Below are 25,325 nucleotides of genomic sequence, written 5' to 3' on the forward strand. Positions count from 1 at the left end.
CAATCAACAATCAACAGTCAACAATCAACAGTCAACAGTCAACAGTCAAAAATTCTGGAGGAGTGCAACCGGAATTGATATCAATTATTAACGATCGATCGAGCGGCTTCTAGAATCAAGCGCTGTTCGGCCCGGGCGATCGCCCTGCAAGTTTGTTCTGCAGCATCGACATTGACGGAAATAGACGAAATCCCCCACCGCACCAAGGATTCAACTATCTCAGGATACAGTGCGGTCGCGTCGCCGCAGATCGAGCAAGGAATGCCCGCAGCCCTGGCCTGTTGAATTAATTGTTCGATCGCCTTCATTACTGCTCGATCGCGCCCGCTAAAACCACCTGCTAACTGTTCCGAGTTGCGGTGAATGCCTAATAGAAATTGAGTTAAATCGTTGCTGCCGATGGAAATTCCTTGAACTCCGGCTTTTACATAATCTGGCAATAAAAATAATACCGAGGGAACTTCCGCCATAATCCACATTTCAAATTCGTTTGGTCGGTTTTGCCAATTTTTTTCTAATCGCTCGCGGCAGTAAACAAATTCGTCAACAGAGCGCACGAAAGGCAAAATTAAATTGATATTTGTATGGCCCCAATCGCAGACTTTTTGAAGCACGCACAGTTCCCAATCAAATAACTCGGGTTCAAAGGTATAACTAAAACTGCCGATGGCTCCCGATTCGCGCAAATCGAGAGAGCGATAAAATATCGGCCGCGGCGCAACGGCTGCTGCAAATAAACTGAGGCAATCCGCCATGCGATCGACAAATTCCGATTGGCGGCCGTTTTGCAGCAAAACTTTGGGGTTTTGACAGTCCAAAGCTTCCAATGCCATCAATTCCGATCGCAGCAATCCGATGCCATCTATTGGTAGATTTTTGAGGCGCTCGATCGAACTTGTTTGGCTGACATTAACTAGCAGTTGAGTCGCCGTTGGCGCGCCCCAAGCAGATTCGGGAGATTGTACCAGTCGAGATTGAAGACCGGGATTGGACGATCGCTCCGATGCAGAAAATTGGTGGTTGGCTATTGACATTTTTGCTGCCGTACTGTATATATCTGGATTGTTTGCTGTTTCCTCAAGTCGGCTGCTTTCTGCTGTGTCAGTCGCCGAATCTGGGGCGGTACTAAAAACTTCTCCGCTATCGCCATCTACCAACACCGAATCCCCCGAGGCGATCGTCCGAGTCGCCCCTGCAACTCCCACAACGGCAGGAATCCCCAACTCTCTAGCTAAAATCGCGCCGTGGCCTGTCATGCCTCCTTCTTCGGCAACTACCCCCGCAGCAACTTTCAGCCAAGGCAGCCAGTGCGGCTCGATTGTCCGGGCTACCAAAATGCCTCCAGCCAAGAATTGAGCGTTTTCTGGGTGGGAATTAGTGATAACTTGGGCAATTGCTTCGGCTTTTCCCGAGGCGGCGGCCAAACCTCTGAGTATCGCAGGAGTTCTCGCCGGGGCGATCGCCACACCCCGTTTCGGCGTGACTTTTTCCCCTGGCAAAAAACGAATCTGAGTGAAATACAACTGCGTTTCGCCGCTGTTTTCTGTCTGTTCGATCGTCCAATCTAAGATTAAATCAGACTCATATTCAGCTATTATTTGTTTGCTGGCTTTAATAATTTTTTGTAGTTGCGATTCTTCTAAAACATATTCAGTTTGTGCTTTCTCTTCCAGCGCCAACACTTCCACGCAACTGTCAGCACAATCAGAAATTAGAAATGGAGAATCGGGAATTGGGAAAGCGGAAAAATTGCCTAGCTGCTGTTGGGCGAGCGGTTTTTCTCCGTCGGCTTTGAGGTCGTAGGCTAATGTTTTGTAACCTAGCCGCTGGAATTTAACTGCGCCTGTTTCTGGCTGCACTTGATAGTAGTCGGGGATGGTTTCTCCCCTGGGGAGGGACATTCCCAAACCGCAGGTGGCTTGGATTTCCCATGCTGCACCGGCCTTAATTTTCACTTCGCCCGCGGCGATCGCTCGCCCGAGAGGCTGCACCAAAACTACAGGATTGATTTGCTGTATCCTCATGCCGCACCGCTGCCAGTAAAATAGACTTCGGGCTCTGAACAGTTCTGCCCAAGCTCGTTTGAGTCCGGCTTCAATGGCTTCTGGTTGTGCGCGTACTGCCGGATCTTCCAGGATTCCGGCTGTTTTCGGGTGCCAGGAAGTCAGGGAAGGGCGAAAAATTAAGGTTTTGGAGTTTGAGTTGAGTTGAGAAACAGCAGACTCTAGGGTGGAGGGCAGTGAATCTGGCAGTTTGCTGGCGAGGATTTGGTGGCGGATGCTGCGGGCGATCGATTGCAGTTGTCTGGGATCGTCAACATTCAGGTGCAGGGAAGAGTGGGGCCAGTCAGCAAATAGCGGTTCTAGCCAGTCGATCGACTCTACAAACTGCCAAAATGTTTGAGCCGGCACGACAAAACCCGGTACAACGGGATGATTTTGAGCGAGCAAACAGCTCAAGTAAAATGCTTTTTCTCCCACTGCATCTCGGTCTGAAGGTTGAATTTTGTCTAGCCGGTAGAGGTTTGTCACGCGAGCGAGCCTGTCCTTAGAAACAGATTGAATTTTGATAGTTTTTCCGATTAATCAATTACCACAATTTTAGGATGAACAACCGAAAATGGACGGGATTAGTCAAATCTTTACTTAATCTATTTCTTAAGTCTAACTGTCCTCTTTGTCAGCGACCTGCGACCGAGGAGTTTTGTGCGTACTGTCACAAACAACTTCAGCGATGTCAGTTAGCAGATCCCGCTCGATTTTGGGATGATCGGGAGCGGGTTTTTGTGTGGGGCGAGTACGGCGGGACTCTGAAACGGGCGATCGCAGCTTTGAAATATGAGGGAAATCCCCAATTAGCGAAACCTCTCGGCGGCTGGCTGGCCGAAGCTTGGCTGAGTTTTCCCGAATTAGCTATTGACAATCTAACCGTTGTACCAATTCCCATGCACAAAGAAAAGGTCAAGCAGCGGGGTTTTAACCAGGCGGAACTTTTGGCGGAAAGTTTTTGCGAGCTGACTGGTTTACCTTTGCAGCGCCACGGTTTGGATCGGGTGAAAAATACTCAACCTTTATTTGCTCTAACACCACAGCAGCGAAAAGCTGAAATGAAAGATGCTTTGATTTTGGGGAAAGATTTTCGCCGCCGCCGCCCGCGCGATCGAGTGCTGTTAGTTGATGATATTTATACTAGCGGCACTACGGTTAAATCGGCTATTAAAATATTGCGAGAGTCGGGAATTTTGGTTTACGGAACTGTGGCTCTGGCAAGTCCCAATAAGAGCAGTTTGCCACCTGTTTTACGTTGAATTTTAAACAGGTTTTCCGCATCTAAATTGCATTCCGATGTCGAGAGTTTATCACGTTTTTTTGGAATAACTAACCGCGAAGACGCGAAGCGGCGCGAAGAAAGAGTAGAGAAGGAAGAGTAGAGAAGGAAGAGTTTTTACGATTGATTTAAATTTGTTGCGGGTTCGATATTAAGCGGGAACTGTTTGCTGATGTTCCAGCGGCTGCTGTCGTGCAGCAGCAATGTTAATGCTGCAGCGGTAAACTCAAAGTGGAGTTGGCGCCCTGAGAATTCCAACCAAGCAGCTTGAAAATTCTCCTTGGTTAAATCGCGAAACCCTACTGTCATGTGCGGTACAAATGGGCGATTCTGAGCAACTGGAGGGACAATTCCCAAATTCGCCTCAATATAACTGATCAAATCTGTTTGAATTTCTAGCAATTCGGGGGATTTGACAACATCCACGTAAATGACGCGGGGCGCGAAAGCGGCAAAACCGCATAGGCTAACGGGAATTGACAGCCGGTGTGCGGAAAATTTTTTTAAGCTTTCCTCTAATTTCGGAAATTCCGCCGCTGGCCATTCAAAAGGAGGTTGCAGGGTGATGTGGGGCGGTGACTTCAAGGCACTGCGGCTGTTGTAGTGTTCGGCAAAATACTGTTTAATCTCAGTAATCTGCTGTTGAATTTCCGGGGGCGGCACTAGAGCAATAAAAAATCGCTGTTTTGACTGGTTCATAGGGTAGCATCGCAGTAAGGAAGGAGTGGCTGAGTACGGGCGATCGAGTATTTACTCAATTCCTCGTACCAAAAACCTCATTCCCAATCTACAATCCCCAATCTAAAATCTAAAATCTAAAATAAAAAATGCCTTGGTTTGTCAAAATTGAGCAAGGAATTGTCGAAAAGCCTGTATTTGACCAGTATGTGCCCGCTCACAGAGCTTATGTCCGAGAGTTGATTTCTAAAGGACACCGAGCTAAAACTGGCTACTGGGCGAGGCGGGGCGGCGGTATGTTGATGTTTGAGGCGGGTTCGATGGATGAGGCAAGGGCGATCGTTGCTGAAGACCCCCTGGTGAAAAACGGTTGCGTTATTTATGAAATTTATCACTGGTGTGTGGTTGAAGAATAAATAAATGTGTTATACTCACAAATGAACTGGACCCACGCGATTCCAACGCCCAAATCTTGTCAGGACCGGAAGGTAGCAGCAACACGGGATGCTTGTAATAGGCGTGGTCTCCGGTTCACCTTGTTTTATGAGGTGTAGCTCCTATGCCTGGTTTCGGAGATATTTTACAAAAGGCAGTTTATCTTGGTGTCGGGCTAGCTTCCTATGCTGGTGAAAAAGCAGGCAGCAAGTTGACTGAATTGCGCGCTGAATCCCAAAAGCTGGCCGATGAATTAGTCAAGCGGGGCGAAATGTCAACGGAAGAAGCACGCCGCTTTGTCGAAGATATGGTGCAACAAGCTCAGCAGCAGCAACCGCCAGTAGAAGTCACTGGGGACAAAAAAACGGCTGAACCTCGCCGGATTGAAATTGTTTCTGAGGAAGAAGAGGTTTCGGCACCAGATGCTAAAGAAACCGGCGGCGTAGATAAACTCCGCGAACAAGTACAGAATTTACAAGATGAATTGCGAAAGCTGAAGCGCGATTAAGCTCAAAAAAAGCTCGCAAAGCAAAGCATAAAGGGAACTCAAGATAATACTCTTAAGTTCCCTTTACGATTTTAGATTTTTCGATTTTAGATTGGGGATGATTGACTGGATGCGGGTTTGGAGTTGACCTACAGTTGGATTGTTTCAGGAAAATGGTATCCGATGTGGACGGATATAGAGCAATAGGTAATAGAATTGAGAGTAGGTGCGATCGCTTCGCATGAGGCTGGCTGCACTTATCTGTGATAGTCCCGGACGTGGGGGTAGTCAGAAACCGAGTTTTTTTACTACAATACGCCCGTTGCAACCTGATGAGAGTAAAAAACCCGGTTTTTTGGGCTTGATGTGTCCCGGACTATGTTAAATACTTTGCAATAGTAAGCTGTCAAATTCATGGAAGATTGGTCAAAAGGTTTTTTTGAAGTAATGGAAAATGCTGCTTCTGACGTAGAGCATTTTTTCAGCGATGTTAGCGATGAATTTGTCGAAATGCTGGACGTTTTGGCAAAGATTTCGGAAGAGTTTACAGAACAAGTACAAAATAACCTGATTGCTGACTTTGACGGTTATTTTAATGAATTAGACGGTTATATCAATGAATTTATAGAGCCGATAATTGAAATTGTTCGGGAGTTCGACCCGGAGCTTGATGAGATAGATTGGTCGGTGGTGACTTATGTAGACCCTTCGACGACTCAGCAGCCGGCTTGTCGCGGTTGCACTAACTATCACGGCCAAGTTTACGGCGGAAATTTGTTGGTTTGTGCGATGCACCCTACTGGTGTGGAATCGGAGAGTTGTCAGGATTGGGAAGGTGACAGCGACGTTAATTGATCGGAGTTTTTGAGGGTTGAATCGCTTATGTTAACGTCAATTCAGTCTCCGTCAAAGATTTCTCTGGAAGAGTTTTTGCTACTGCCAGAAACTAAGCCGGCTAGCGAGTATGTTGACGGTAAAATTCATCAAAAAGCTATGCCGCAAGGAAAACACAGCACGTTACAAATCAAATTGTCGTCAGCTATTAATCAAGCTGGTAAACGGCAAAAGTTAGCTTTTGCTTTTCCTGAATTGTGCTGTACTTTTGGAGGATGTGCTATTGTTCCAGATTTAGCAGTATTTGAGTGGTCGCGCATTCCTCTTAATGCTAGTGGAGAGATAGAAAACAGGTTTGAAATTGTGCCGGATTGGACAATTGAGATTTTATCGCCGGCTCAAAATCCAACTCGGGTAATCAATAATATCTTGTTTTGTTTAAATCACGGTGCTAAGTTAGGTTGGTTGATTGACCCGGAAGAAAAATTAATTTTGGTTTTTAAGCCGGAGCAGCAACCAGAGGGGAAGGAGAATCTGGATATTTTGCCGGTGCTCGATGTGCTGTCGGATTTGCAACTGTCGGCGGATAATTTGTTTGGGTTGTTAAGTTTCGATCGCGCGTAAGCTACATTTGAGTACAGGGACTTTTGCATCCAACTAAATCCATCTAGTTAAATGTAAAATACGACTCGCTAAAAAAAACGTTCATTCTTCCTTCTTCCTTCTTCCTTCTTCCTTCTTCTTTCTTCCTTCTTCCTCTTTCTTCTTCCTTCTTCTTAACGGCATTTAAAGGTGAATCGCGATGGCGGTAAATCATTTGCAATCTGGGTTTCCGAGAATGCCGCCATCGCTGGAATTGCGACAATATCAGCGGGCGGCGGTTGATAATTGGTTTGCGAATCGGGGACGCGGTACGCTGAAGATGGCGACTGGTTGCGGTAAGACGATTACTGCACTGGCGATCGCCACTGAATTATATAATAAAATTAACCTTAAAGTATTGCTTGTAATTTGCCCCTACTGCCACTTAGTGAATCAGTGGGCGCGCGAATCGGAAAAATTTGGTTTAAAACCTATTTTAGCCTTTGAAAATGCCCGCAGTTGGCAAAATAAGCTAGCTGCGGGTTTGTATGAAGTGCGAGCTATCGAGGGACTATTTCTGACAATTATCACCACAAATGCCACCTTAATGTCCGATAGCTTGCAGTCGCAAATCCGCTATTTCCCAGAAAAAACCCTAATTATTGGAGACGAAGTTCACAACTTAGGCGCACCCCGTTTGGGACAAAGTTTGCCACGCAATATTGGACTGCGCCTCGCCCTTTCCGCCACCCCACAAAGACACTTTGACGAACAGGGAACCGAATCTATTTTAGATTATTTCGGCCCGGTTTTGCAACCAGAGCTTACCTTAGCCGATGCCATCCGACAAAAAGCCTTAGTACATTATTTATACTATCCGATTTTAGTAGAATTGACAGAAGCTGAAACCCGCAAATATTCCTATTTAACTAAAAAAATTGGTTGGGCGCTTTGGGGCGATGAAAAAGTATCAGAAAACGATATTTTAACAACTTTACTAATGCAGCGTTCTCGGTTAATTGGGGCGGCGGCTAATAAATTAACAGCTTTGCGAAAGTTAATGAGTAACCGTCTCGACACGGCCCATACTTTATTTTACTGCGGCGACGGCGCGATCGAAGGAAGTGCGCGCCGCAATAACAACCGCCAACTAACAGAAACCGCAAAGTTATTAGGTTCAGAATTAGGCTATCGAGTTAACACCTACACGGCGGCAACTCCTTTAGCAGAAAGAGAAAGATTGCGCCAGCAATTTGAGAGTGGAGAATTGCAAGGTTTAGTCGCGATTCGCTGTTTGGATGAAGGCGTTGATATTCCAGCAATTCGCAATGCTGTTATTTTAGCAAGCAGCAGCAATCCGCGCCAGTTTATTCAGCGCCGGGGACGCATTTTGCGACCGCATCCGGGAAAGGAAAGAGCTACTTTATTTGACATGATTGTTTTGCCTCCCGATTTGGGCAGAGAAACCTTAGAAGTCGAGCGCAATCTGCTCAGAAAAGAGTTGAAGCGGTTCTTAGAATTTGCTGATTTAGCCGACAATGCTGGGGAAGCTAGGGTAAAATTGTTGCAACTTCAAAAGCGTTATGGCTTGTTAGATATTTGACATTTATTCCGGTTCGGTTTATGTTAAAAATAGAGAATTATTTGCTCGCAGTTTGAGTTGCTAGTTGATTTCGCTGGCGCACGCAGACTTGAGAAACCCGATTTCTGCCTAAATTTCTCGTTTCTCGTCGCAAAACTCGTAGAAACTCGGTTTCTCACCCATGAGCACCAGCCCTGTAATTTTTAATATTTGCTAAAAAATATGGCTGAAAATCTGAATGAAAATTTGGTAATGGCTTTTAGATATGAAGATAGTGCGATCGCACCCATACCGATCGGCATTTTAGCAGAAAAACGTTCTGGTTATTACACAGACAAAGACTTAAGCGACGTACAGCAACCGATTACTAGCGCGCCGCCGGAAGTCAGACAAATTATCGAGCAGGTATTGGAACTAGAAAAAGATAAGCTATATATGAAATCTCCCCGCTATATTAGCGATGACATTTTAACAATTATTAGGGAAGCAATTGTATGAAGTTAATTTCACTTACTCTTTGCAATTTTCGGCAGTTTTTTGGCAAAAGTCCCGAAATAAAGCTGGCTTGGGGCGAGCAAAATATTACAGTAATTCACGGTAATAACGGTGCTGGAAAAACTGCACTGATGAATGCTTTTACCTGGGTGCTGTACGGAAAATTTAGCACGGCTTTTGCGGCGGAAGAACAATTAGTAAACAAGCGCGCTCTTGCTGAAGCAGAAATGGGAAAAGCAGTAGGTTGTTGGGCAGAAGTTGTGTTTGAACACGACAGCAAGCGCTACCAAGCAAGGCGTGTTTGCCGTGCTTACAAAAGTGAAAATGGTGTAGAACACATCAAAGGCGAATTGTTCCTGCAAGTAGCAAAAGATGACGGCCGTTGGATGCCAACAGCCCAGCATCCCGATGATATTATCGGACGAATTTTACCAGTAAATTTACATCAGTATTTCTTTTTTGATGGGGAACGAATGGAGCAAATTGTTCGCCACGATAAGAAAGCAGAAATTGCCGAAGCTACTAAGGAATTGCTGGGAGTAGAGGTACTGAATCGCTCTATCCGACATTTGGGAGACGCAAAAAAATCTCTAGAAACAGATTTGAGTATGATTGGTGGGTACGAAATTAAAAAACTTTTAAAAGAAAAGCAAACTTTGCAGAAAGAGGTAGACCAACTTTCACAAAGACAAGTAGAAATTGAGCAAGAATTGACTAATCAAGGCGAATTAAAAAAAGCAGTTAACGGTGATTTGCTGGAACGCAGTGGTGCTGCTGAGTTGCAACAGTTGCGAGACGAATTGGAAAAGCAACGGCGTTTATTTCACGAAGAAATTGATCGGGCTTCATCAGCGCTTCAACGAGCAATTTCGGGGCGCGGTTACGCGGTATTTTTGTCGGATGCTGCGGCTGAATTTAACTCAATTTTTGGAAATTTGCGCGAAAAAGGTGAGTTACTTTCGGGGATTGGGCGGCCGTTTTTGCAAGAGTTATTAGTGCAGCAGCGCTGCATCTGCGGTGCGGAATTAACTCCCGGTTCTGTTGCTTCCGAAAATGTGAGTGGTTGGATGGATAAAGCGGTTATTGGCGATGTGGAAGAAACTACTATTCGGATTAGCGATCGCGTTAATGAAATTGATAGACAAGTAGCTGATTTTTGGGAGGAACTTGACAGCCAACAAGCCAATATTCATCGCGGTAGAACAGAAATTTCGCGGGTGGAAAACCAGTTAGACGATATTCACAGCAAGCTGAAAAATTTCCCTGACGGCGATGTCAGCCGCTTGCAAAAGCGCTTGGATGAAATTGAGGCAAACCTTGGCGATTTGCACCGGGAAACTGGCTCTAACCAGCAGCAGATTGAGAGTTTGAACGCGCAGGTTGCTGCTTTGGACAAACAAATCGACAAGCAGCAACTGAACGAGCAAAAGCAAGTATTGGCCCAGCGCCGGATTGCTGCGACTCAGGATGCGATCGATCGCCTAACTGAAGTGCGATCGCGCTTAGAAAAACAGTTTTGTTCTCAGCTAGAAAAGCGAGTGCAAGATATTTTTAGTCAAATTTCTTTTACTCCTTACCTACCCAAATTAAGCGACAAATACGAACTGACGCTAGTAGAAAATACATCGGGTAACGAATCTTTAGTCCCCGCTTCTACAGGAGAAAATCAAATCCTCAGTTTGTCGTTTATCGGCGGAATTATTGAGGGCGTGCGCGAGTGGAGTCAAAAAAATACTTTGATGGGCCCCGATAGCAGTACATTTCCGATTGTGATGGATTCTCCCTTTGGCAGTTTGGATGAGATTTATCGCAAACAAATTGCTAATAAACTGCCTAAATTGGCGAATCAATTGGTAGTCTTAGTAACAAAAACTCAGTGGCGCGGAGAAGTTGCTAGAGAAATGGAAAGTTCCATCGGTAGGGAATACGTGTTGGAGTACAATTCTCCGAAAGCTGATTGCGAAGAAGATGCGATCGAATTGGGCGGAACGCGCTATGCTTTAGTTAAGCGCAGTTCAGATGAATTTGAATATACGAAAATTGTAGAGGTGGATTATGGCTTCTAATTCGGCAATTACACAGGTTTTGGAAACGGATATTTGGATGAAGGCGACATGGGAAGAGTTTCTAAATTTTGGTGAGGATTCAACTTGGGAAAAAGGCAAGTTTTATTACTATCAAGAGCACATGAGGGTAGAAATGTCACCAGTATGGCCATTGCACGCGCGTCAAAATTCGATTGTTTCCAATGTAGTTATTTTGTACGCTACATTGAAAAATATCAGAATAATTCAATTTACTAATGCTAGTTTTCGCAAAGCAGGTATTCGCGAGTTTCAACCCGATCTAGCTTACTACATTGGTTCAGATTTGAGAGTTCCTCCGGCTGACAACAATTCACCCATTGATTTGAATGAATACGATCCGCCGAATTTGGTAATAGAAATTGGTGCATCTTCTTTTAACGATGATTTGGGTAGCAAGCGCTTGCTTTATGAAGATGCAGGAATTAGCGAATATTGGGTGGATCGTGCAAACACTGGGGAGGTTTTTGCCTTTGCGATTAATGGCGGAGGTAGCGGCAGGATTCAACAGTCGCGGGTTTTACCGGGGCTGGAAATCGCGTTAGTTGAGGAAGCTTTGAATCGGAGTCAAACGCAAGATGATGGGGAAATTAATCGCTGGTTGATTCAAACTTTTAGTCAAGGTTGAAAGGAGTTTGACATGGAAAAAGAGTATCATAAGTTGGTGCGCGATCGCATTCCTGAAATTATTCGCCAAAGCGGGAGTGAATGCGAGTTTGTCATTTTGTCCGATCGCGAATACCGTCAAGCTTTGCGCCAGAAATTGATTGAGGAAGCGGGGGAAGCAGCGGTGGCTGATGAGGATGATTTGTTGGCGGAATTGGCGGATTTGTATGAGGTGATAGATGCGGTGATGACCAGTTTTGGCATTTCGGGCGATCGGCTTTTAGCCGAAAAAATCAAGCGCCGGGAAGCCAGAGGAAGTTTTGCCAAAAAAATTATGTTATTACGAACATTCTAAAAACTATCTACGTTAATCTCTGTTGATCTGCTTGACATCTGCGGTTACTCTATCAATTTAAAAATTACATATTAATCCCAATGGCTGCTAACAGAATTAGAATTGCTAAAGACAAAGCCGATTTAGTGAAATCCTTAACTTTATTGGATAACAACTCCGGGCCTTTTCAGACATACGCCGATGTCATTGTCTTTGCGGCATCCTTGGGAAATCAGCGGAAAAAGCGATCGCCCTTGGGGGAAATTTCTAAACGAGAACCCGGTGCCATTGATATTGATATTTTTATATCCAGGGGTTACGATATGGCGATTAAGCTAATTGCGATCGCCGAAACCAAAAATCCTCAAATCCTCTCCCATCTCGACGAACAATTGGAAGCAGAACGCTTGCAAATTTTTGAAGAATATGCTAATGGCGGACTGGAAATATTGCGAGAAGAATTTCGGGGTGCGGCCGATTATACCGATCGCCTTTTGTTGTTCTTAATCTCCCAAAGAGACAATCAAAATCGGTCAAATGAAGAATTCGATTTAAGCAAGTTCTTATTTTAAGAGATTCCCCATGCACCACAAACCAATAGATCTAATCAAAAGAGTTGTCAAGCAATCTGCAACAATTCTCGCTTATAGCTACTCAATATTTCTTCTCTGCTATTTCCTTCTAAAACTAATATTTTGGGATCGACTGTGGATTGTTGCCTTGATTAGCACTTTTCTGCCCTTAATTCTCTTCCCAACTTTATTACTTCCCGTCGTCGGCTTCTCAATTATCAAAAAAAGATGGTTCTCGATTATTTCGACGATCTCCTGCATTTTCCTAATAAGTTGGCTGCACCTAAAATACTTTTCTCCCACACCAATAAACAGCACAGATTCGCAGCCTGTAATCAAAATCTTCTCCAATAACCTCGGTTGGTATTCAACTCAGTCGCCAACTTTAGTTAAACTGATTGAACGAGAAAAACCCGATATTATATTTTTACAAGAAATAGTTCAGAAGCATATCAAAAGAGCTTTCGCCTCGTTAAAAGCAGACTACCCCTATCAAATAGGCATTCCCCCGGTAGGAATTCTCAGTAAATATCCCATTGTATCCAGCGAAATACTGCACTTGGCCGATCATCCAGAAACGCAGCAGCGGGCCGTTATTAAATTTAAATATCGAGAAATAGTCGTTTATAATATGGAAAGCTCAGGCCCTTGGCTTAAGCAACATAAAATATTGCGTTTTCTCAAAATTCCCGTTTACACGTATGGGAAACGCTTTCCCGAAATTCAAGATTTAGTGCAGCGAGTTGAGCAAGAAACTCTGCCAGTAATTGTCGCGGGTGACTTTAATATGACAGACGACAGTCAAGACTATGATATCGTGCAAAAAGTCATGCAAGATTCTTTCCGAAAATCGGGATTTGGATTTGGTTTTACCTGGCCTCATGGTTGGCCACTTAAGTTTTTGGTGAAAACATCGAATTTGAAATTAAACTATCCCGTTTGTCGGATTGATTATATTTGGTATTCAAAGCATTGGGGTGCTAAATCGAGTTCGGTTTTGGAAGCAACAGGCTCAGATCATTTGCCTGTGGGGGCGGAATTGGTTTTGTTGAAACCACAAAATACTTAAGTTAAACTTAATGTATTAGTCAATTATTGCCTGGAGTTATCTGTTAAAATAACTTTTAGGTGGAGTGATTAAGTCTAATGCCTACTGCTGCCCAGCTTGAGAGTTTATATCGCATTTCTTATCAACTAACTTACACAATGCTTCAACCCATACATCTTGTTTGTGTTGACGATAGAACTCGTAACGTATACATATTGGCTGGGTATGATGAAGAGCTTGAGTTCCAAATTTTACCCAATGGGGAGTTTGCTGATGAGCCAAGTTAACTATAACGAAATGTCGAATACTGAATTGAAACAGTATTTTCTCAAACATCGAGGCGATCGAGCCGCATTTCAAGCGTACTTAGACAGAATAAATCAGCATCCGCTGAGGATTATTGCAACTCCCGGCGATCCTGATTTTGATGAGAAAGTTCAAGCCGCAATTCAGCAAAAGTTAGAAGCGGCAAGAAATAGTAATAGTTAGCCATTTAACAAGTTAAATACAGTCGGCGCTTGAAAGTTTGTGATAAGAAGAGATACCCCACGCAAATTACCCTCACCATTCCTGAATATTTAGAACAGCAGCTTCTTGAGAAATCTGGTAAACTCAACCTGCCGATCGAAACCCTGATTTTGCAATCCCTAAGTCAACTATTTGAAGAAGATGAAGAGGAGCAATCTAAAGAAGATATTCTTAACAGTCTCCTGATTGCGCTTCAGGAAGTAGAAGACGGCAAAGTTCACCCGATCGCAGAACTTTGGGATGGTATTGATGTCTGAACCACCAAGCATCCAGGTTCTGTTTGCGGATGAATTGGGGGATTACGATATACTCTTAAAAGTACGAATTTAACAACATTTTAGTTGGGAAGGTAGTCAATACCAGTCTGCGATCGCGAGTTCCGAAACTCTAGAAAATTCCTTGACATTGTGGGTAACGAGAGTCGCTTGGAGAGCTACGGCTGTCCCTGCAATCAAAACATCGATCGAGCCGATAGGAGTACCTTGTTGCTCCAACTGTGCGCGAATTGTAGCAGCCGCAACAGCAGCATCGCGATCGAAAGCAATAACGTTAACTCGGCTCAAAAGTTGCTGAAGTTGTTGAGTGCGTTTGGCCGGCGAATTGGATTTAGCAATGCCGACTTGCAACTCAAAAATAACGATCGCAGAAACGACTATTTCCTGGGGTAAAACATTAGCAATGTTTTGAGCAACTTGTCCTTGACCTTTGAAATAGTAGATCAAGGTGTTTGTATCCAAAACGTACATTTATAGACTCTCCCGCAAAACATCTTGTCCAGATTCAGCACGAATATCTTCTAGAGATGGAAAATCTTTTACCCAAGTTCCAGCAAGGGAAAAAACAAGTTCAGCCCAAGGAATCGGAGAGTCTACAGTGTCTGTTTGCTGGTTCGCGCTCAAATGCTTAGCACAGACGAATTCAGCGAAAGTGAGAATTTCGCTAGCTTGGTCTTTGGGAAGGGTTTTGGCGATCGCATAAATCTGTTCAGCGATGGTCATAATCTGGTTATAGGTAAGGTGCAGATTCAATTATACAAAACTAATTTGCTTCCTGCTCAGTGTTAGTCGCTGTGGACTTTGCCCAATAGAAACTTAACTCAGCACCTGCGGCAATCCCACCTCTTTCGGATTCACAAACCTGCCATTAAAACTAACAGCTTTATCCTCAAAAGTCCTCGCTTGAGCCACAGCTTGCCGCAAATGAGCTCGATCCATATCGTCGTCAATTCCCGCCACCAAATATACAATTAACTTCGCTGCTAAATCCCTTCCAGAAACTAACACTCGCTTTTTATTCGGATCGTACAAAATCCCGTACCACGCAGACTCAGGATTGTCCATGTGGCTAAATCCTTCATCCACATCGAATCTGCGGAGTTTGTCGAAAATAGATTTCAGCGAAATTTTCTTTCTAAATGCTAGAATTCCCAAAGCATTAGCTAAGGCAATTTGACCAACTGGACGGAACAAAATATTTCCCTCGCCCCCCGGCTTTTCAAAACTAAATCGGCGCAATTCTAAGGTTTCTTCGCTGCTTTCAATTCTTTGATAGCTGGGTAAAGTTGCTAAATTATCGAACAACTTCTTAAACTCTTCAATTCCCTCTTTTAGTTCATCATCTTCGGGACGCATGGGAATTAAACCTTTTTTTTCCGGCTTCCAATGGGGGAATTTGTATTCTAAATACCGTTCCGACATATCTTGCAGCGCTTGCAAGGTGGTGAGTACAGTTGATTTGGCGGCGACTGTGGCGCTGTCCCAATTGACGCGGGGATTTCTGTTATCTTGCTCTTTTAATAAAGGATGGGTGACGGCAATTTTGCGGGCGCAAATCGCAAATCCGTTGTCTTCATTTAATAATGCTAGCTGGCCCTGACTAAGCGTCACCGCCATGAGGTTAACGTGCACAAAGATCGATCGCACGCGCCGTTGTGCTTGCTGTCGGGTTTCCCCAGTCACAGCCGCCGGGATAAACTCAATCCCGATTTTTTCGTGAGCTAATTTGTGTACTTCGTCGGGGTCAATTTGATACTCTTGGGCTAAATCTTCGAGAGTAATTGCAGCGCCCACAGGTTTTTTATTTTTGTTGTATCTTTGCAAAATTCCGGTTTTAATTAAACTCATTAAACCTTGAATTCCCATCAGCCGGTGCTGGCCGTCTAAGGCAAAGATAGAAATATCTTTAGATATATTCAATAGCCCTAAATTCTCGTTTTTATCAAAGGATGTGAATTCAGCGGCCGATTTGGTTGCTACGCCGTTTTTATCCCATTCTTCTGCTAGAGGGTTGTCTACCCAAGGGGGACTGACGACTACTAAAACTGCGGGGAATTTGTGGGCTTTTCGGGCTGCTAAATATTGAGTTAGTGGGGCTTGGCGCGACCAATCCAAGGGGCGCTGGATAATTTCGTCAATGGTTTCGTCGTCGCGGACAATGTTGTTAGTTTTGAGGTCAAATTTTTGTCGGAAAAGCGGCATTTGTGAGGCGAAACGGACGCGGGAATCTAACCATTCTAGGGTGACTGAACCGATGTAGGCTTCGGTGTTTCCCATTTGGGTTTTTTGTACGAAAATGCGATCGTCCTTTCCTAAATAATTATCTAATAACAGTGCGATTTCCTGTCTTTCGCGATGTTCTTTTTCCAAAAATGGGTTAGCGAGGTCAGCCGCTGGGTTGGTATTCATTCGCAGTTTTTATATAATTACGCTATTTTTTCAAAAATATCATGGGTTAAAATTGATGTCAACTCTTGTTTTTTAAAAAGTTTTGTGAAATACTTGACTTATCTTGCTATAGCCCGGACAGATATCACAAACCAGACCAAAAGTCAATAAATATTAATTTCCAATTCCCAATTCCCAATTCCCAATTCCCAATTCCCAATTCCCAATTCCCAATTCTCAATTCTCAATTCCCAATTCCCAATTCCCAATTCTAAAATATGTCCACTCCTTCCTTTGAATACATTTTGCCGGTCATCCGAGGAATTCAAGCGGGCCGCGAATATTACGTGTCGATGTGTCCGGTGCGTTTTTTGCCGAAATTGTTTCCTTTAGATTCTGAAGAATTGCCGCCGTCTCTGCGGGCGAAACGGGCGCTTAACTGGGCTAGAATTCCCGAAATTGCTGATTATTTGGTCAATAATTCTGGGAATTATACTTGTGGGGCGATCGCCGCTTCGATTGATGCGGATATTACTTTTGAAGCTGTGGGAAATGAGGCGGAGGAACGCAAAATCGGTCGCTTGCGAGTGCCGATGGATGCTAAATTTACTATTAATGACGGACAGCATCGCAGGGCGGCTTTTGAGATGGCTTTGCAGGAAAATCCGCAGTTGGGATACGAGACGGTGGCGCTGATTTTGTTTCTGGATATTGGGTTGGAAAATTCGCAGCAAAAGTTTTCCGATTTGAACAATTTTCAAGTTCCTTTGGAGTCGTCGCTAAGGGTACTTTTCAATCACCGGGGCGATCGCGCTTTGGTTGTAAAATCAGTTGTTAAGCAGGTTGATGTGTTCCGGTGTTTGACGGAGATGGAGAAGGGGAGTTTGAACGGGCGATCGCCCAAATTGTTTGCGCTAAGTGCGATCGATCGTGCTATCATGGCTTTGCTGTCCAACATTCACAGCAGCAAACAAACAAAACCCTCTCATTCTGGCACTACAAAACAGAAAAAAGAGGAAGAACTGGCTCAACAAATACAACAGGCGGTTAATTATTGGAATGCGGTTAGCAGTTTTATGCCCGATTGGCAATTAGTTCTGCAAAAGCAAGTTGCGGCGGGGGAAATGCGCCGGAATTGCGTGCACTGTCACAGTGTTGTGTTGGAGAGTTTGGGGGAAGTTGGGGCCGCTTTGTTGTCGGTTTTTCCTGAGAGTTGGGAGGAACGTTTGAGCCTTTTGCTGCAGGTTGATTGGTCGATTTCTAATCCTGATTGGGAGGGAGGGATTTTGTTAAAAGGGGGGATTTCTAGGTCGAGGGCTAGTGTTAGTTGGATGACTGATTATTTGAAAAATCGGTTGGGTTTGGGAACCGCAGATGCAGCCAGAAAGTGATATAATTATCTCCGGTTTAGGCTGGAAAATTACTTGTTAGTCTGCTGACACTGCTTAACTTCTCTAGTTTATGCGTTATGATTGTGCCTTGCGGTGCTTAACCCTCTGTTGCAAATAGTGTAAAATTTGAGGTTCGATTGTATTTAATTATAACGGGAGGACAAAATGACTACAGGAGAAAAGTCCGAAAATAAGAATTTAAATTATTATCGCAAACGTTTTGCGGAGCTTAATGTAAGTCGTACACGCCAACGTGGTAGCGCTCATCATAAGCCAATATTACTATTGTCAATCATCGATCTAATTGCTCAAGGAATAATTACGGATAATAAAATTTATGTTTCTGATGATTTGGTTATAACATTTAACAAATATTGGGATGTCTTAGGTTCTGAATCTCATCAGCGTGGTTTGCACTATCCATTTTGGCATTTGGAAAGCGAGGGATTCTGGCATAACACACTTAAGTCTGGATTCAATGGTTCAAAGCCTAAAACAACTAACAAGCTAAGAGAAGCTGTAGAATACGCGAGTTGGGATAATGAATTATTCAATTTACTCCAAGACCAAAATTCTCGCTCGGAATTAATAGATACACTGGTAGCTGTCTGGTTTTCATCTAATAAGGATGATATTGGAAATATTTTACAAGTTAATCAAGACTTTGAAAATGTGGCTCAGGCAGAAACAGAAATATCAGGCCTAGCAGGAAATATTGATGCAGAACCTCGGTTCTATTTAACCAAATCGGCTGTAAGAAATGCTATTTTTAGGAAAGCCGTAGTACATACGTATGATTACAAATGTGCATTTTGTAGATTAAAAGTTATCAGGAATCTCACTCAAAATATTGTAGATGGATCACATATCAAGCCTTTTTCAAGATTTTATGACAATCAAATTAATAATGGGATATCATTGTGTAAAAATCATCATTGGGCTTTTGACCAGGGCTGGTTTGCTATAGATGATAATTACAGAATTATCGTCGCTAATGACTTAGAAGAGGAATCGCCAAATGCCAGATGTATGAAAGATTTTCATAGTGAAACTATTCTCCTGCCAACTTTAGAGCAATATCTACCCAGACTTGAATCGCTACACTGGCATCGGGTGAATGTATTTAGAGCTTAATTACGTAACTGAGTTTGAATAAATGACAGAAACAATGCTACCACTTTTTCCACCCCGTACCGTTAGGGATTTAGTAGAAGAAATCAAACAATTAAGTCAAGAAATTAGAGATTTATATTGTTTAGATGATATTCCTTGGGTGGTCGGATATTCTGGCGGAAAAGACAGCACTACCGTAGTGCAGCTTATCTGGTATGCAATAGCAGAATTACCAGCAGAAAAAAGAACAAAAAAAATCTATATTATCACAACCGATACACTGGTAGAAAACCCTATAGTTTCTACTTGGGTACGTCAGTCATTAAAACAGATGAAGTCTGCTGCTATAGAGCAACAGCTCCCAATAGAGCCTCATATGCTTTATCCAGATGTCAAAGATACTTTCTGGGTTAACTTGATGGGAAAAGGCTACCCAGCACCGAGACATGGATTTCGCTGGTGTACTGAACGCCTGAAAATCCTTCCTTCTAATCGGTTCGTTCGTGATGTGGTAAGAATCAATGGAGAAGTGATTCTCATATTGGGTACTCGCAAAGCTGAAAGTATTAGACGGGCTGCTTCAATGGAGAAACATGAAATAGGTCGCATGAGTGACCGCCTAAATGATAAATCTAGTTCCATTAAATCTCTACTTTATCAGAGTCCTAGTCTGCCTAATTCCCTAATTTATAGTCCGATAGAAGATTGGCGAACTGATGAAGTCTGGATTTATCTGAATCAGTGGTCTAATCCTTGGGAAAATAGCAACAAAGATTTATTTACTATGTATCGCGGTGCGACAGCAGACAATGAATGTCCTTTAGTTGTCGATACTTCTACGCCTAGCTGCGGCAGTTCTCGCTTTGGCTGCTGGGTTTGTACGATGGTAAGCCAAGATAAATCTATGGAGGCAATGATTCAAAACGATGAAGAGAAAGAATGGATGCAGCCTCTCCTCGATATTCGCAACGAATTAGATATAAAAAACGATCGCCCAAAAAGAGACTTCCGACGCATCTACGGTAGAGTAGAACTGTTTGAACGCAACATGGGCGACGACAAAACCTCCGTCGAACCCATCCCCGGCCCGTACACCAAATTCTGGCGGGAACACTGGCTGAGACGAGTCTTGGAAGCACAAACCCACATCCGCAAAACCGCACCCGAAGAAATGCGCGACATCACCTTAATTACCCCGGAAGAACTTAGCGAAATCCGCCGCATTTGGTTGGAACAAAAGCACGAATTTGACGACAGTTTGCCCCGGATTTACGAAGAAGTCACGGGCGAACCCTTTGAAGATTCCCGTCCCGCCGCCGAAAGAAAACTCCTAGGTAGCGACGAATGGACTGCGATTGAAGAAATTTGCAGCGATGACAAAATGCACCTGGAATTGATGGCTAAACTCCTCGACACAGAACGCCAATACTACACAAAACCCCGCCGTACAGGTATTTACGCCGATTTGGACAAGTGTTTTGAAACCAGTTCGCGATCGCAGGATGAAGCTATTGGTAACGCCCACTATCAACGCAACTTAAAAACAGCGGTGGAAGCTGTTAAAGCAAATCCGACTGAGAACATTCAGCAAGTCAAAAGTGCGATCGCCCAAACCAACACTTCTGCTAAAAATGATACGGCCGATATTGCCAAACTCAAACAAGAACTCGAAAGCAACAGCAGTGAAGGCAGGCAATTGTCTTGGGCGGATCTTAAATATTCAACCCCAAATTCAGAAGAGGGAAATAGCAAAGATTAGGTCGAATAATGTCGATCGGGCGATCGGGCTTACCTGCACTCCGCCGGGGATTTCAATCCCTGTCGGACTCTCCGACTGTCGGACAAATCGATCGCGCTTACAAACACTCATCCATCTCAACAACATCTACAATGCAATTCCTCGAACTCGTCCTCAAAAACTTCGGCCCCTACACAGGCATCCAAACCATCAATCTCCGCCCCGAAAAAGACGGAAATCCTTCCCCAGTCATCCTATTTGGCGGCATGAACGGAGGCGGCAAAACCACCCTTCTAGACGCCATTCGCCTCGCCCTATACGGCGGCCGCGCCCAATGTTCCACCAGAGGAAACTTAAGCTACAGCGACTTCCTCAATCAATCCATCAACCGCCACACTCCTGCATTAGAAGATACCCGTGTAGAATTAATTTTTGAACAAGTACAAGACGACAAATTAACTCAATTTAAAATCGTTAGATACTGGAAAAAACTAGATATTAAAGATAGCCTCAGTATTCTCATCTACAGCGAAGTAGTAAACGATTGGTGGTCGGACAAAGCAATTACCAACACCTGGGACGAATACATCGAAACCCTTTTACCAGTCGGCATATCCAATTTATTTTTGTTTGATGGGGAACAAGTAAAAGAACTCGCAGAACTCGAAACACCGCCGGAATTTGTGATCGGGGCGATTAAATCTTTGTTAGGCTTAGAATTAGCAGAACGCCTAGCCGTCGATTTAGAAATATTAGCCAGTCGCAAGCGCAAAGAAATTGCTGGTAAAAAAGATTTAGCCGCTTTAGAAAAAATTGAACAAACTTTTAAGAAAATTACGGATGAAATAGAGTTAGCTAAAGAAAAACAAGCTAGCTTAAAAAACGAATTAGATAAAGCTGAAACAAACCAGAAACAAGCATCTGAAAAATTCATTTATCAAGGTGGGAAAATTGCAGCCGATCGCAGTAAACTAGACCAACAGCTAAACGACTACACAGACAGGGCAGAAACAACCCGCAAAGCCATGATGGAATTGGCATCAAATACGCTACCACTAGCCCTAATTTCGCCCCTGTTAACTGCTGCCAAAACCCAAGCAGAAACCGAAGCCAGCCAACAGCAAGCACAAATTGCCCAAAATGTTATCCAACAAAGAAGCGATCGCCTCCTGAACTACATCGCCGAAATCTCATTAAATCCCCAACAGCTAGATCGAATACAAGACTTCATCCGCCAAGAAAACCGAGAACTCGAACAGCAAGCAGCCCCAGACAGCCCGCCCTGGCTGAACGCCGACAACAACAGCATCCAGCAACTAGAAAACCTGCTAAGCTACCAAATCCAAGCCCAGCAAACCCTAGCGGCCGAAAAAATCGCTGAAATCAAAAACATTGAAACCGAAATCGACTTCACCGACAGACAAATCGCCGCCGCCGCCTCCCCCGAAGCCTACGAAAAACTAGAAGCAGAGGTGAGGAATGCCCAAAAATTAGTTGCAATTGCAGCCGCAGCCCACGAATCAACTAACAACCGCATCGCGGAATTAAACAGAGAATTAGAGAAAACCCAGAAAGAACTAGAAAGCTATAGCAGCGAATACATCACCATCAGAAACAGCCAACACGTCATCGGTTCGATCGCCAAAGCCCAAGCTACCCTCAAACTATTTAAAGAAAAACTCACCCTCAAAAAACTCAACAAACTCGAAATAGAAATTACCGACTGTTTTCGCTACCTCTTGCACAAAACCGACTTGGTGCACAGAGTTGCGATCGACACTGACACATTTAGCCTCTCCATTTACGATCCAGAAGGTAAACCTGTACCGAAACACCGACTTTCTGCCGGTGAAAAACAACTGCTGGCGATCGCCTTTTTGTGGGGATTAGCCAGAGTATCCGGGAGACAGTTACCAGTCGCGATCGACACTCCCCTGGGCCGCCTCGACTCATCCCACAGAAACAACCTAGTCGAACGGTATTTTCCCTCAGCCAGCCACCAAGTAATCCTGCTTTCTACGGACACGGAGATTCGCAAAGTAGAATATGATAAGCTGCAAGAATTAGAGGCGATCGCCCGCAGCTACCTCCTCAACTACGACTCGGCTAAACGCCAAACCACCGTCGAACCAGGCTATTTTTGGGATTAAAAAATCGCGCCAAAATTTTCCGCAACCCCCTTGACTTTTGCCGGGGAGTTGCGGTACTATATATATCATAATGGGATGGTTGCGAAAATTTTATTTTTGCAACCATCCCATTATATTAGGATATATCCTATTACAATTAGAATACCAAAAAACGCTGAATATATCAAGTCCGCGCCGTGTAAAAATTTGTTACTTTTAGTTTTGCAACTCTGTCAAAAAAGGTAATTTGAGAGGCTGAGCTTCCTAGATATTAACACTCTTTACAAAATATCAAAACACTCTCAACCTATGGAACCACCAGTCGATCGCATCCTTTTATCCCAAACAGCCAAAGACCAACTGTCAAAACTCAAACGATCGACTAAAATTGATCGCTGGAACGTGCTGTGCAGGTGGGGGTTTTGCCGATCGCTCGCCGAGCCCAGCATACCATCCCCAGTGCCAATTAAGAGCGACAGCAACGTCGAACTAAGCTGGGATGTTTTTGGCGGCGACATGGCGGATATCCTGATAGTTGCCCTCAAGCAGCGGTGTCACCAAGATAATTTGGGCACGGAAAAGGAAACTCTAGCTAAACAATTTCGCCTGCACTTGCACCGAGGTATTGGCTATTTAGCGGGCGATCCGAATCTTAAGAAAATAGAAGATTTGGTGGCGATCGCTCTTTCGCCTGAAAATTTAAGAAGTTAAACGAACCGCGAAGGCGCTAAGGGCGCGTTCGGCGAAGCCGTTCCCGTAGGGTAGGAAGAAAGAGAAGGTAAGAGTTCACAATTTACTTCAGTAAAAGTGGGAAAAAATGCCCTACTGGCCCTTGACCTGCTCCAATATCTAAAGCATATTTCAGAGCATTGGTAACATAATTTTTAGCCAATGTTACTGAGGTAAATAAATCTTTACCTAATGCTAAGTTAGCGCAGATCGCAGCACTCAAGGTGCAACCAGTCCCGTGAGTATTTCCAGTCTCAACATTCTCAGTTTTCAACACTTCTAACTTCATACCGTCAAACCAAACGTCAATCCCGCGCAAATCTCCAGCCATCCCGCCGCCTTTGACTAAAACAGCTTTTGCGCCTTTGCGATAAATCTCTTGCGCCGCCGCTTTCATATCATCTAAAGAAACAATCTGTAAACCGCTCAAAATCTGGGCTTCAAACCGATTCGGAGTCACCACAGCCGCCAAAGGAATCAAATTATCCCGCAAAAATGCGATCGCCCCGTCGTCAATCAGTCGATCGCCCGATCGAGAAACCATCACCGGATCGACAACCAAATTCCCCATCTTCAAACTCTCCACCTGCTCCGCCACCACCGCCATAATCTCCCGATTCAGCAGCATCCCAGTCTTCACAGCATCCACCCCAATATCCCCAACCACCGCCTCAATTTGAGCCGCCACAGCCTCCGCAGCCATCGCATCCACCCGCATCACCCCCAAAGTATTTTGAGCCGTCACGCAAGTCAGAGCACTCGTACCGTGGACGCAGTGAAATGCAAAAGTCCGCAAATCCGCCTGAATCCCGGCACCGCCGCCGCTGTCTGAACCGGCGATCGTCATTGCAACTGGTATTTTTGATTTCTTGATTGCCGGCATAATTATCTCAAAAATTAACAACCCATAGAAATCTTAAATCAGATTTTATTGTTACGGTTTTATTCAATTACCGCTTCAGTCAATCCCAGAATTTTTTGTGCTTGTTCAGTTATCCCAAATAGGCGATCGCCATGACAAAAAATTTCCCAAGCACGAATTCCCATAAAACCAATACCAGCAACTGCCAACGGCACCGCAGCAGCGCCTAAAACTCCTGCAATGGGAGGAAATATCATGCAAAGCGCTAACAAAATCCCCGTAATTGCACCGCCAGCAATACCAGCTTTAGCAGTATCTGCCGCCACTTGTTCGATTAATTGGGACTGAGTAATTTTGCCTTCAACACACAGCAGCGAGTTTTCTAAGATCGAAAATACTAATTCAATTACTGCTGCTGCGATCGCCCCTTTTGTTACTGCCCCAACGATTTCGGCAACCGCCGCCTTAAAAGCAGCAGCCTCTAAAACTTGCTTAGCGGTTGCTAATTCTTCCGCCGTCATGTCTTTACCACCGCGAGCGCGATTCACCCAAAAATATTCAAAAATCCCGTTAGCAGCTTCGTTTCCCCCTCCATTAACGCGGGCTTGAATGTGACTCCAATCTTTATCTAGACAAAAGTCGCGAATTGCTTCCGGGCCTCTGGCGCGAATTTGGGCGGGGATGGATTCAAATACTTTTGCGGTTTCTAGAACATTTCGCATTCCGTCACGCATACCAGCCCTAGCAAATTTGAATTGCAGATTTTTTGGCAAGTTTTCAAAACGGATGTTGTGCGAGACTTTGAAAGCTTCTTGAGCGGCGATCGTCCCAGCACTAACAATTGAACTTGGTGCTGATTGTACCCAAGCCGTTACTGCCGTTGCACTTTCTTGAACTTTACCTGATATTTCGTTATCTAAATTTTGGATATCGGCAACAGTTTGTTGTAATTTGAGCGTTATAAATTCGAGCGGATTCAGGTTAATTTCCATTTCGATCCAGCTTACTAAGTCCTAATTTTTAATATAACATTCCTCTAAGCCTGAGTCTCTAAGTGTCATATAAACCCTCGAATTAATCATCTTTGCAACCGCAGATAGACGCAAAT

28 protein-coding genes and 1 other RNA gene are annotated in these 25,325 nt (G+C 44.1%); 21 read left to right on the forward strand and 8 right to left on the reverse strand.

Annotated elements, in window-relative coordinates; translation table 11 throughout:
• Positions 1-80: 80 nt before the first annotated feature.
• On the reverse strand, positions 81-2,531 hold the full coding sequence (locus tag QUA01_RS16455) for a putative PEP-binding protein (RefSeq protein ID WP_333091016.1): 2,451 nt from the start codon (positions 2,529-2,531) through the stop codon (positions 81-83).
• 74 nt (positions 2,532-2,605) lie between these two features.
• Here QUA01_RS16455 and QUA01_RS16460 point away from each other — a divergent pair, with 74 nt between their 5' ends.
• On the forward strand, positions 2,606-3,307 hold the full coding sequence (locus tag QUA01_RS16460; RefSeq protein WP_333091017.1) for a ComF family protein: 702 nt from the start codon (positions 2,606-2,608) through the stop codon (positions 3,305-3,307).
• A gap of 137 nt (positions 3,308-3,444) precedes the next feature.
• Here the strand turns inward: QUA01_RS16460 and QUA01_RS16465 are convergent, their stop codons facing one another.
• Positions 3,445-4,026 (reverse strand): 2'-5' RNA ligase family protein, encoded by a 582-nt coding sequence (locus tag QUA01_RS16465; RefSeq protein ID WP_333091019.1) that lies wholly within the window; start codon positions 4,024-4,026, stop codon positions 3,445-3,447.
• Positions 4,027-4,154: 128 nt separating this feature from the next.
• Here QUA01_RS16465 and QUA01_RS16470 point away from each other — a divergent pair, with 128 nt between their 5' ends.
• The 5 genes from QUA01_RS16470 (at position 4,155) to QUA01_RS16490 (ending at position 6,385) form a co-directional block, all read left to right on the forward strand.
• Positions 4,155-4,421, forward strand: coding sequence for a YciI family protein (locus QUA01_RS16470; RefSeq protein WP_194008815.1), 267 nt, complete (start codon positions 4,155-4,157; stop codon positions 4,419-4,421).
• Positions 4,422-4,444: 23 nt separating this feature from the next.
• An RNA gene (gene ffs / locus QUA01_RS16475) (signal recognition particle sRNA small type) lies at positions 4,445-4,541 on the forward strand.
• A gap of 23 nt (positions 4,542-4,564) precedes the next feature.
• Positions 4,565-4,948, forward strand: a complete 384-nt coding sequence (locus QUA01_RS16480) for a phasin family protein (RefSeq protein ID WP_194067167.1) — start codon at positions 4,565-4,567, stop codon at positions 4,946-4,948.
• A gap of 393 nt (positions 4,949-5,341) precedes the next feature.
• A complete protein-coding gene (locus tag QUA01_RS16485; protein ID WP_333091022.1) occupies positions 5,342-5,782 on the forward strand; it encodes a hypothetical protein in 441 nt (146 codons plus the stop codon).
• Between the two features lie 27 nt (positions 5,783-5,809).
• Positions 5,810-6,385: a Uma2 family endonuclease gene (locus QUA01_RS16490; RefSeq protein ID WP_333091024.1), complete on the forward strand. Its 576-nt coding sequence runs from the start codon at positions 5,810-5,812 to the stop codon at positions 6,383-6,385.
• Positions 6,386-6,428: 43 nt separating this feature from the next.
• On the opposite strand, the gene QUA01_RS16495 is transcribed toward QUA01_RS16490, so the two are convergent.
• On the reverse strand, positions 6,429-6,578 hold the full coding sequence (locus QUA01_RS16495) for a hypothetical protein (protein WP_333091025.1): 150 nt from the start codon (positions 6,576-6,578) through the stop codon (positions 6,429-6,431).
• Between the two features lie 21 nt (positions 6,579-6,599).
• Between QUA01_RS16495 and QUA01_RS16500 the strand changes: the two genes are divergently transcribed.
• From QUA01_RS16500 to QUA01_RS16545, 10 genes are all read left to right on the forward strand, one after another.
• On the forward strand, positions 6,600-7,946 hold the full coding sequence (locus QUA01_RS16500; protein ID WP_333091027.1) for a DNA phosphorothioation system restriction enzyme: 1,347 nt from the start codon (positions 6,600-6,602) through the stop codon (positions 7,944-7,946).
• A 201-nt stretch (positions 7,947-8,147) separates the two neighbouring features.
• Complete coding sequence (locus QUA01_RS16505; RefSeq protein ID WP_333091028.1) at positions 8,148-8,423, forward strand: hypothetical protein; 276 nt, start codon at positions 8,148-8,150, stop codon at positions 8,421-8,423.
• Positions 8,420-10,486 (forward strand): AAA family ATPase, encoded by a 2,067-nt coding sequence (locus QUA01_RS16510; protein ID WP_333091030.1) that lies wholly within the window; start codon positions 8,420-8,422, stop codon positions 10,484-10,486. Before QUA01_RS16505 ends, QUA01_RS16510 begins: the two co-directional genes overlap by 4 nt.
• Entirely contained in the window at positions 10,476-11,132 is a 657-nt protein-coding gene (locus QUA01_RS16515) for a Uma2 family endonuclease (RefSeq protein WP_333091031.1), read from the forward strand. The genes QUA01_RS16510 and QUA01_RS16515 overlap by 11 nt, the downstream gene beginning before the upstream one ends.
• Before the next feature lie 12 nt (positions 11,133-11,144).
• A complete protein-coding gene (locus QUA01_RS16520; protein WP_333091033.1) occupies positions 11,145-11,465 on the forward strand; it encodes a nucleoside triphosphate pyrophosphohydrolase in 321 nt (106 codons plus the stop codon).
• Between the two features lie 80 nt (positions 11,466-11,545).
• Positions 11,546-12,016, forward strand: a complete 471-nt coding sequence (locus QUA01_RS16525; protein WP_194067176.1) for a DNA phosphorothioation-associated protein 4 — start codon at positions 11,546-11,548, stop codon at positions 12,014-12,016.
• A gap of 148 nt (positions 12,017-12,164) precedes the next feature.
• On the forward strand, positions 12,165-13,085 hold the full coding sequence (locus tag QUA01_RS16530) for an endonuclease/exonuclease/phosphatase family protein (RefSeq protein ID WP_333091035.1): 921 nt from the start codon (positions 12,165-12,167) through the stop codon (positions 13,083-13,085).
• 77 nt (positions 13,086-13,162) lie between these two features.
• Positions 13,163-13,351, forward strand: a complete 189-nt coding sequence (locus tag QUA01_RS16535; protein WP_228049914.1) for a DUF6888 family protein — start codon at positions 13,163-13,165, stop codon at positions 13,349-13,351.
• A complete protein-coding gene (locus QUA01_RS16540; RefSeq protein ID WP_333091036.1) occupies positions 13,338-13,553 on the forward strand; it encodes a DUF6887 family protein in 216 nt (71 codons plus the stop codon). Before QUA01_RS16535 ends, QUA01_RS16540 begins: the two co-directional genes overlap by 14 nt.
• A gap of 29 nt (positions 13,554-13,582) precedes the next feature.
• On the forward strand, positions 13,583-13,849 hold the full coding sequence (locus tag QUA01_RS16545) for a hypothetical protein (protein ID WP_333091037.1): 267 nt from the start codon (positions 13,583-13,585) through the stop codon (positions 13,847-13,849).
• A gap of 96 nt (positions 13,850-13,945) precedes the next feature.
• Here the strand turns inward: QUA01_RS16545 and QUA01_RS16550 are convergent, their stop codons facing one another.
• The 3 genes from QUA01_RS16550 to QUA01_RS16560 form a co-directional block, all read right to left on the reverse strand.
• A complete protein-coding gene (locus tag QUA01_RS16550; protein ID WP_333091039.1) occupies positions 13,946-14,338 on the reverse strand; it encodes a type II toxin-antitoxin system VapC family toxin in 393 nt (130 codons plus the stop codon).
• Complete coding sequence (locus QUA01_RS16555; RefSeq protein ID WP_333091040.1) at positions 14,339-14,590, reverse strand: DUF2281 domain-containing protein; 252 nt, start codon at positions 14,588-14,590, stop codon at positions 14,339-14,341.
• Between the two features lie 93 nt (positions 14,591-14,683).
• A complete protein-coding gene (locus QUA01_RS16560) occupies positions 14,684-16,276 on the reverse strand; it encodes a DGQHR domain-containing protein (protein ID WP_333091042.1) in 1,593 nt (530 codons plus the stop codon).
• A 257-nt stretch (positions 16,277-16,533) separates the two neighbouring features.
• Here QUA01_RS16560 and dndB point away from each other — a divergent pair, with 257 nt between their 5' ends.
• The 5 genes from dndB (at position 16,534) to dndE (ending at position 23,337) form a co-directional block, all read left to right on the forward strand.
• Positions 16,534-17,646, forward strand: a complete 1,113-nt coding sequence (dndB, locus tag QUA01_RS16565; protein WP_333091044.1) for a DNA sulfur modification protein DndB — start codon at positions 16,534-16,536, stop codon at positions 17,644-17,646.
• Positions 17,647-17,811: 165 nt separating this feature from the next.
• Positions 17,812-18,780, forward strand: a complete 969-nt coding sequence (locus QUA01_RS16570) for an HNH endonuclease (RefSeq protein WP_333091046.1) — start codon at positions 17,812-17,814, stop codon at positions 18,778-18,780.
• Between the two features lie 22 nt (positions 18,781-18,802).
• A complete protein-coding gene (gene dndC, locus QUA01_RS16575; protein WP_333091048.1) occupies positions 18,803-20,518 on the forward strand; it encodes a DNA phosphorothioation system sulfurtransferase DndC in 1,716 nt (571 codons plus the stop codon).
• A gap of 131 nt (positions 20,519-20,649) precedes the next feature.
• On the forward strand, positions 20,650-22,647 hold the full coding sequence (dndD, locus tag QUA01_RS16580) for a DNA sulfur modification protein DndD (protein WP_333091166.1): 1,998 nt from the start codon (positions 20,650-20,652) through the stop codon (positions 22,645-22,647).
• A gap of 288 nt (positions 22,648-22,935) precedes the next feature.
• On the forward strand, positions 22,936-23,337 hold the full coding sequence (dndE, locus tag QUA01_RS16585; RefSeq protein WP_333091052.1) for a DNA sulfur modification protein DndE: 402 nt from the start codon (positions 22,936-22,938) through the stop codon (positions 23,335-23,337).
• Between the two features lie 82 nt (positions 23,338-23,419).
• Here dndE and thiD read toward each other — a convergent pair whose 3' ends face one another.
• Both thiD and QUA01_RS16595 read right to left on the reverse strand, forming a co-directional pair.
• Entirely contained in the window at positions 23,420-24,238 is an 819-nt protein-coding gene (gene thiD, locus QUA01_RS16590; RefSeq protein ID WP_333091054.1) for a bifunctional hydroxymethylpyrimidine kinase/phosphomethylpyrimidine kinase, read from the reverse strand.
• Between the two features lie 59 nt (positions 24,239-24,297).
• Positions 24,298-25,209, reverse strand: a complete 912-nt coding sequence (locus tag QUA01_RS16595; RefSeq protein ID WP_333091056.1) for a hypothetical protein — start codon at positions 25,207-25,209, stop codon at positions 24,298-24,300.
• Between the last annotated feature and the right edge of the window lie 116 nt (positions 25,210-25,325).

The organism is Microcoleus sp. S36a_B3, from assembly GCF_036700745.1.
Taxonomy (GTDB): Bacteria; Cyanobacteriota; Cyanobacteriia; order Cyanobacteriales; family Microcoleaceae; genus Microcoleus.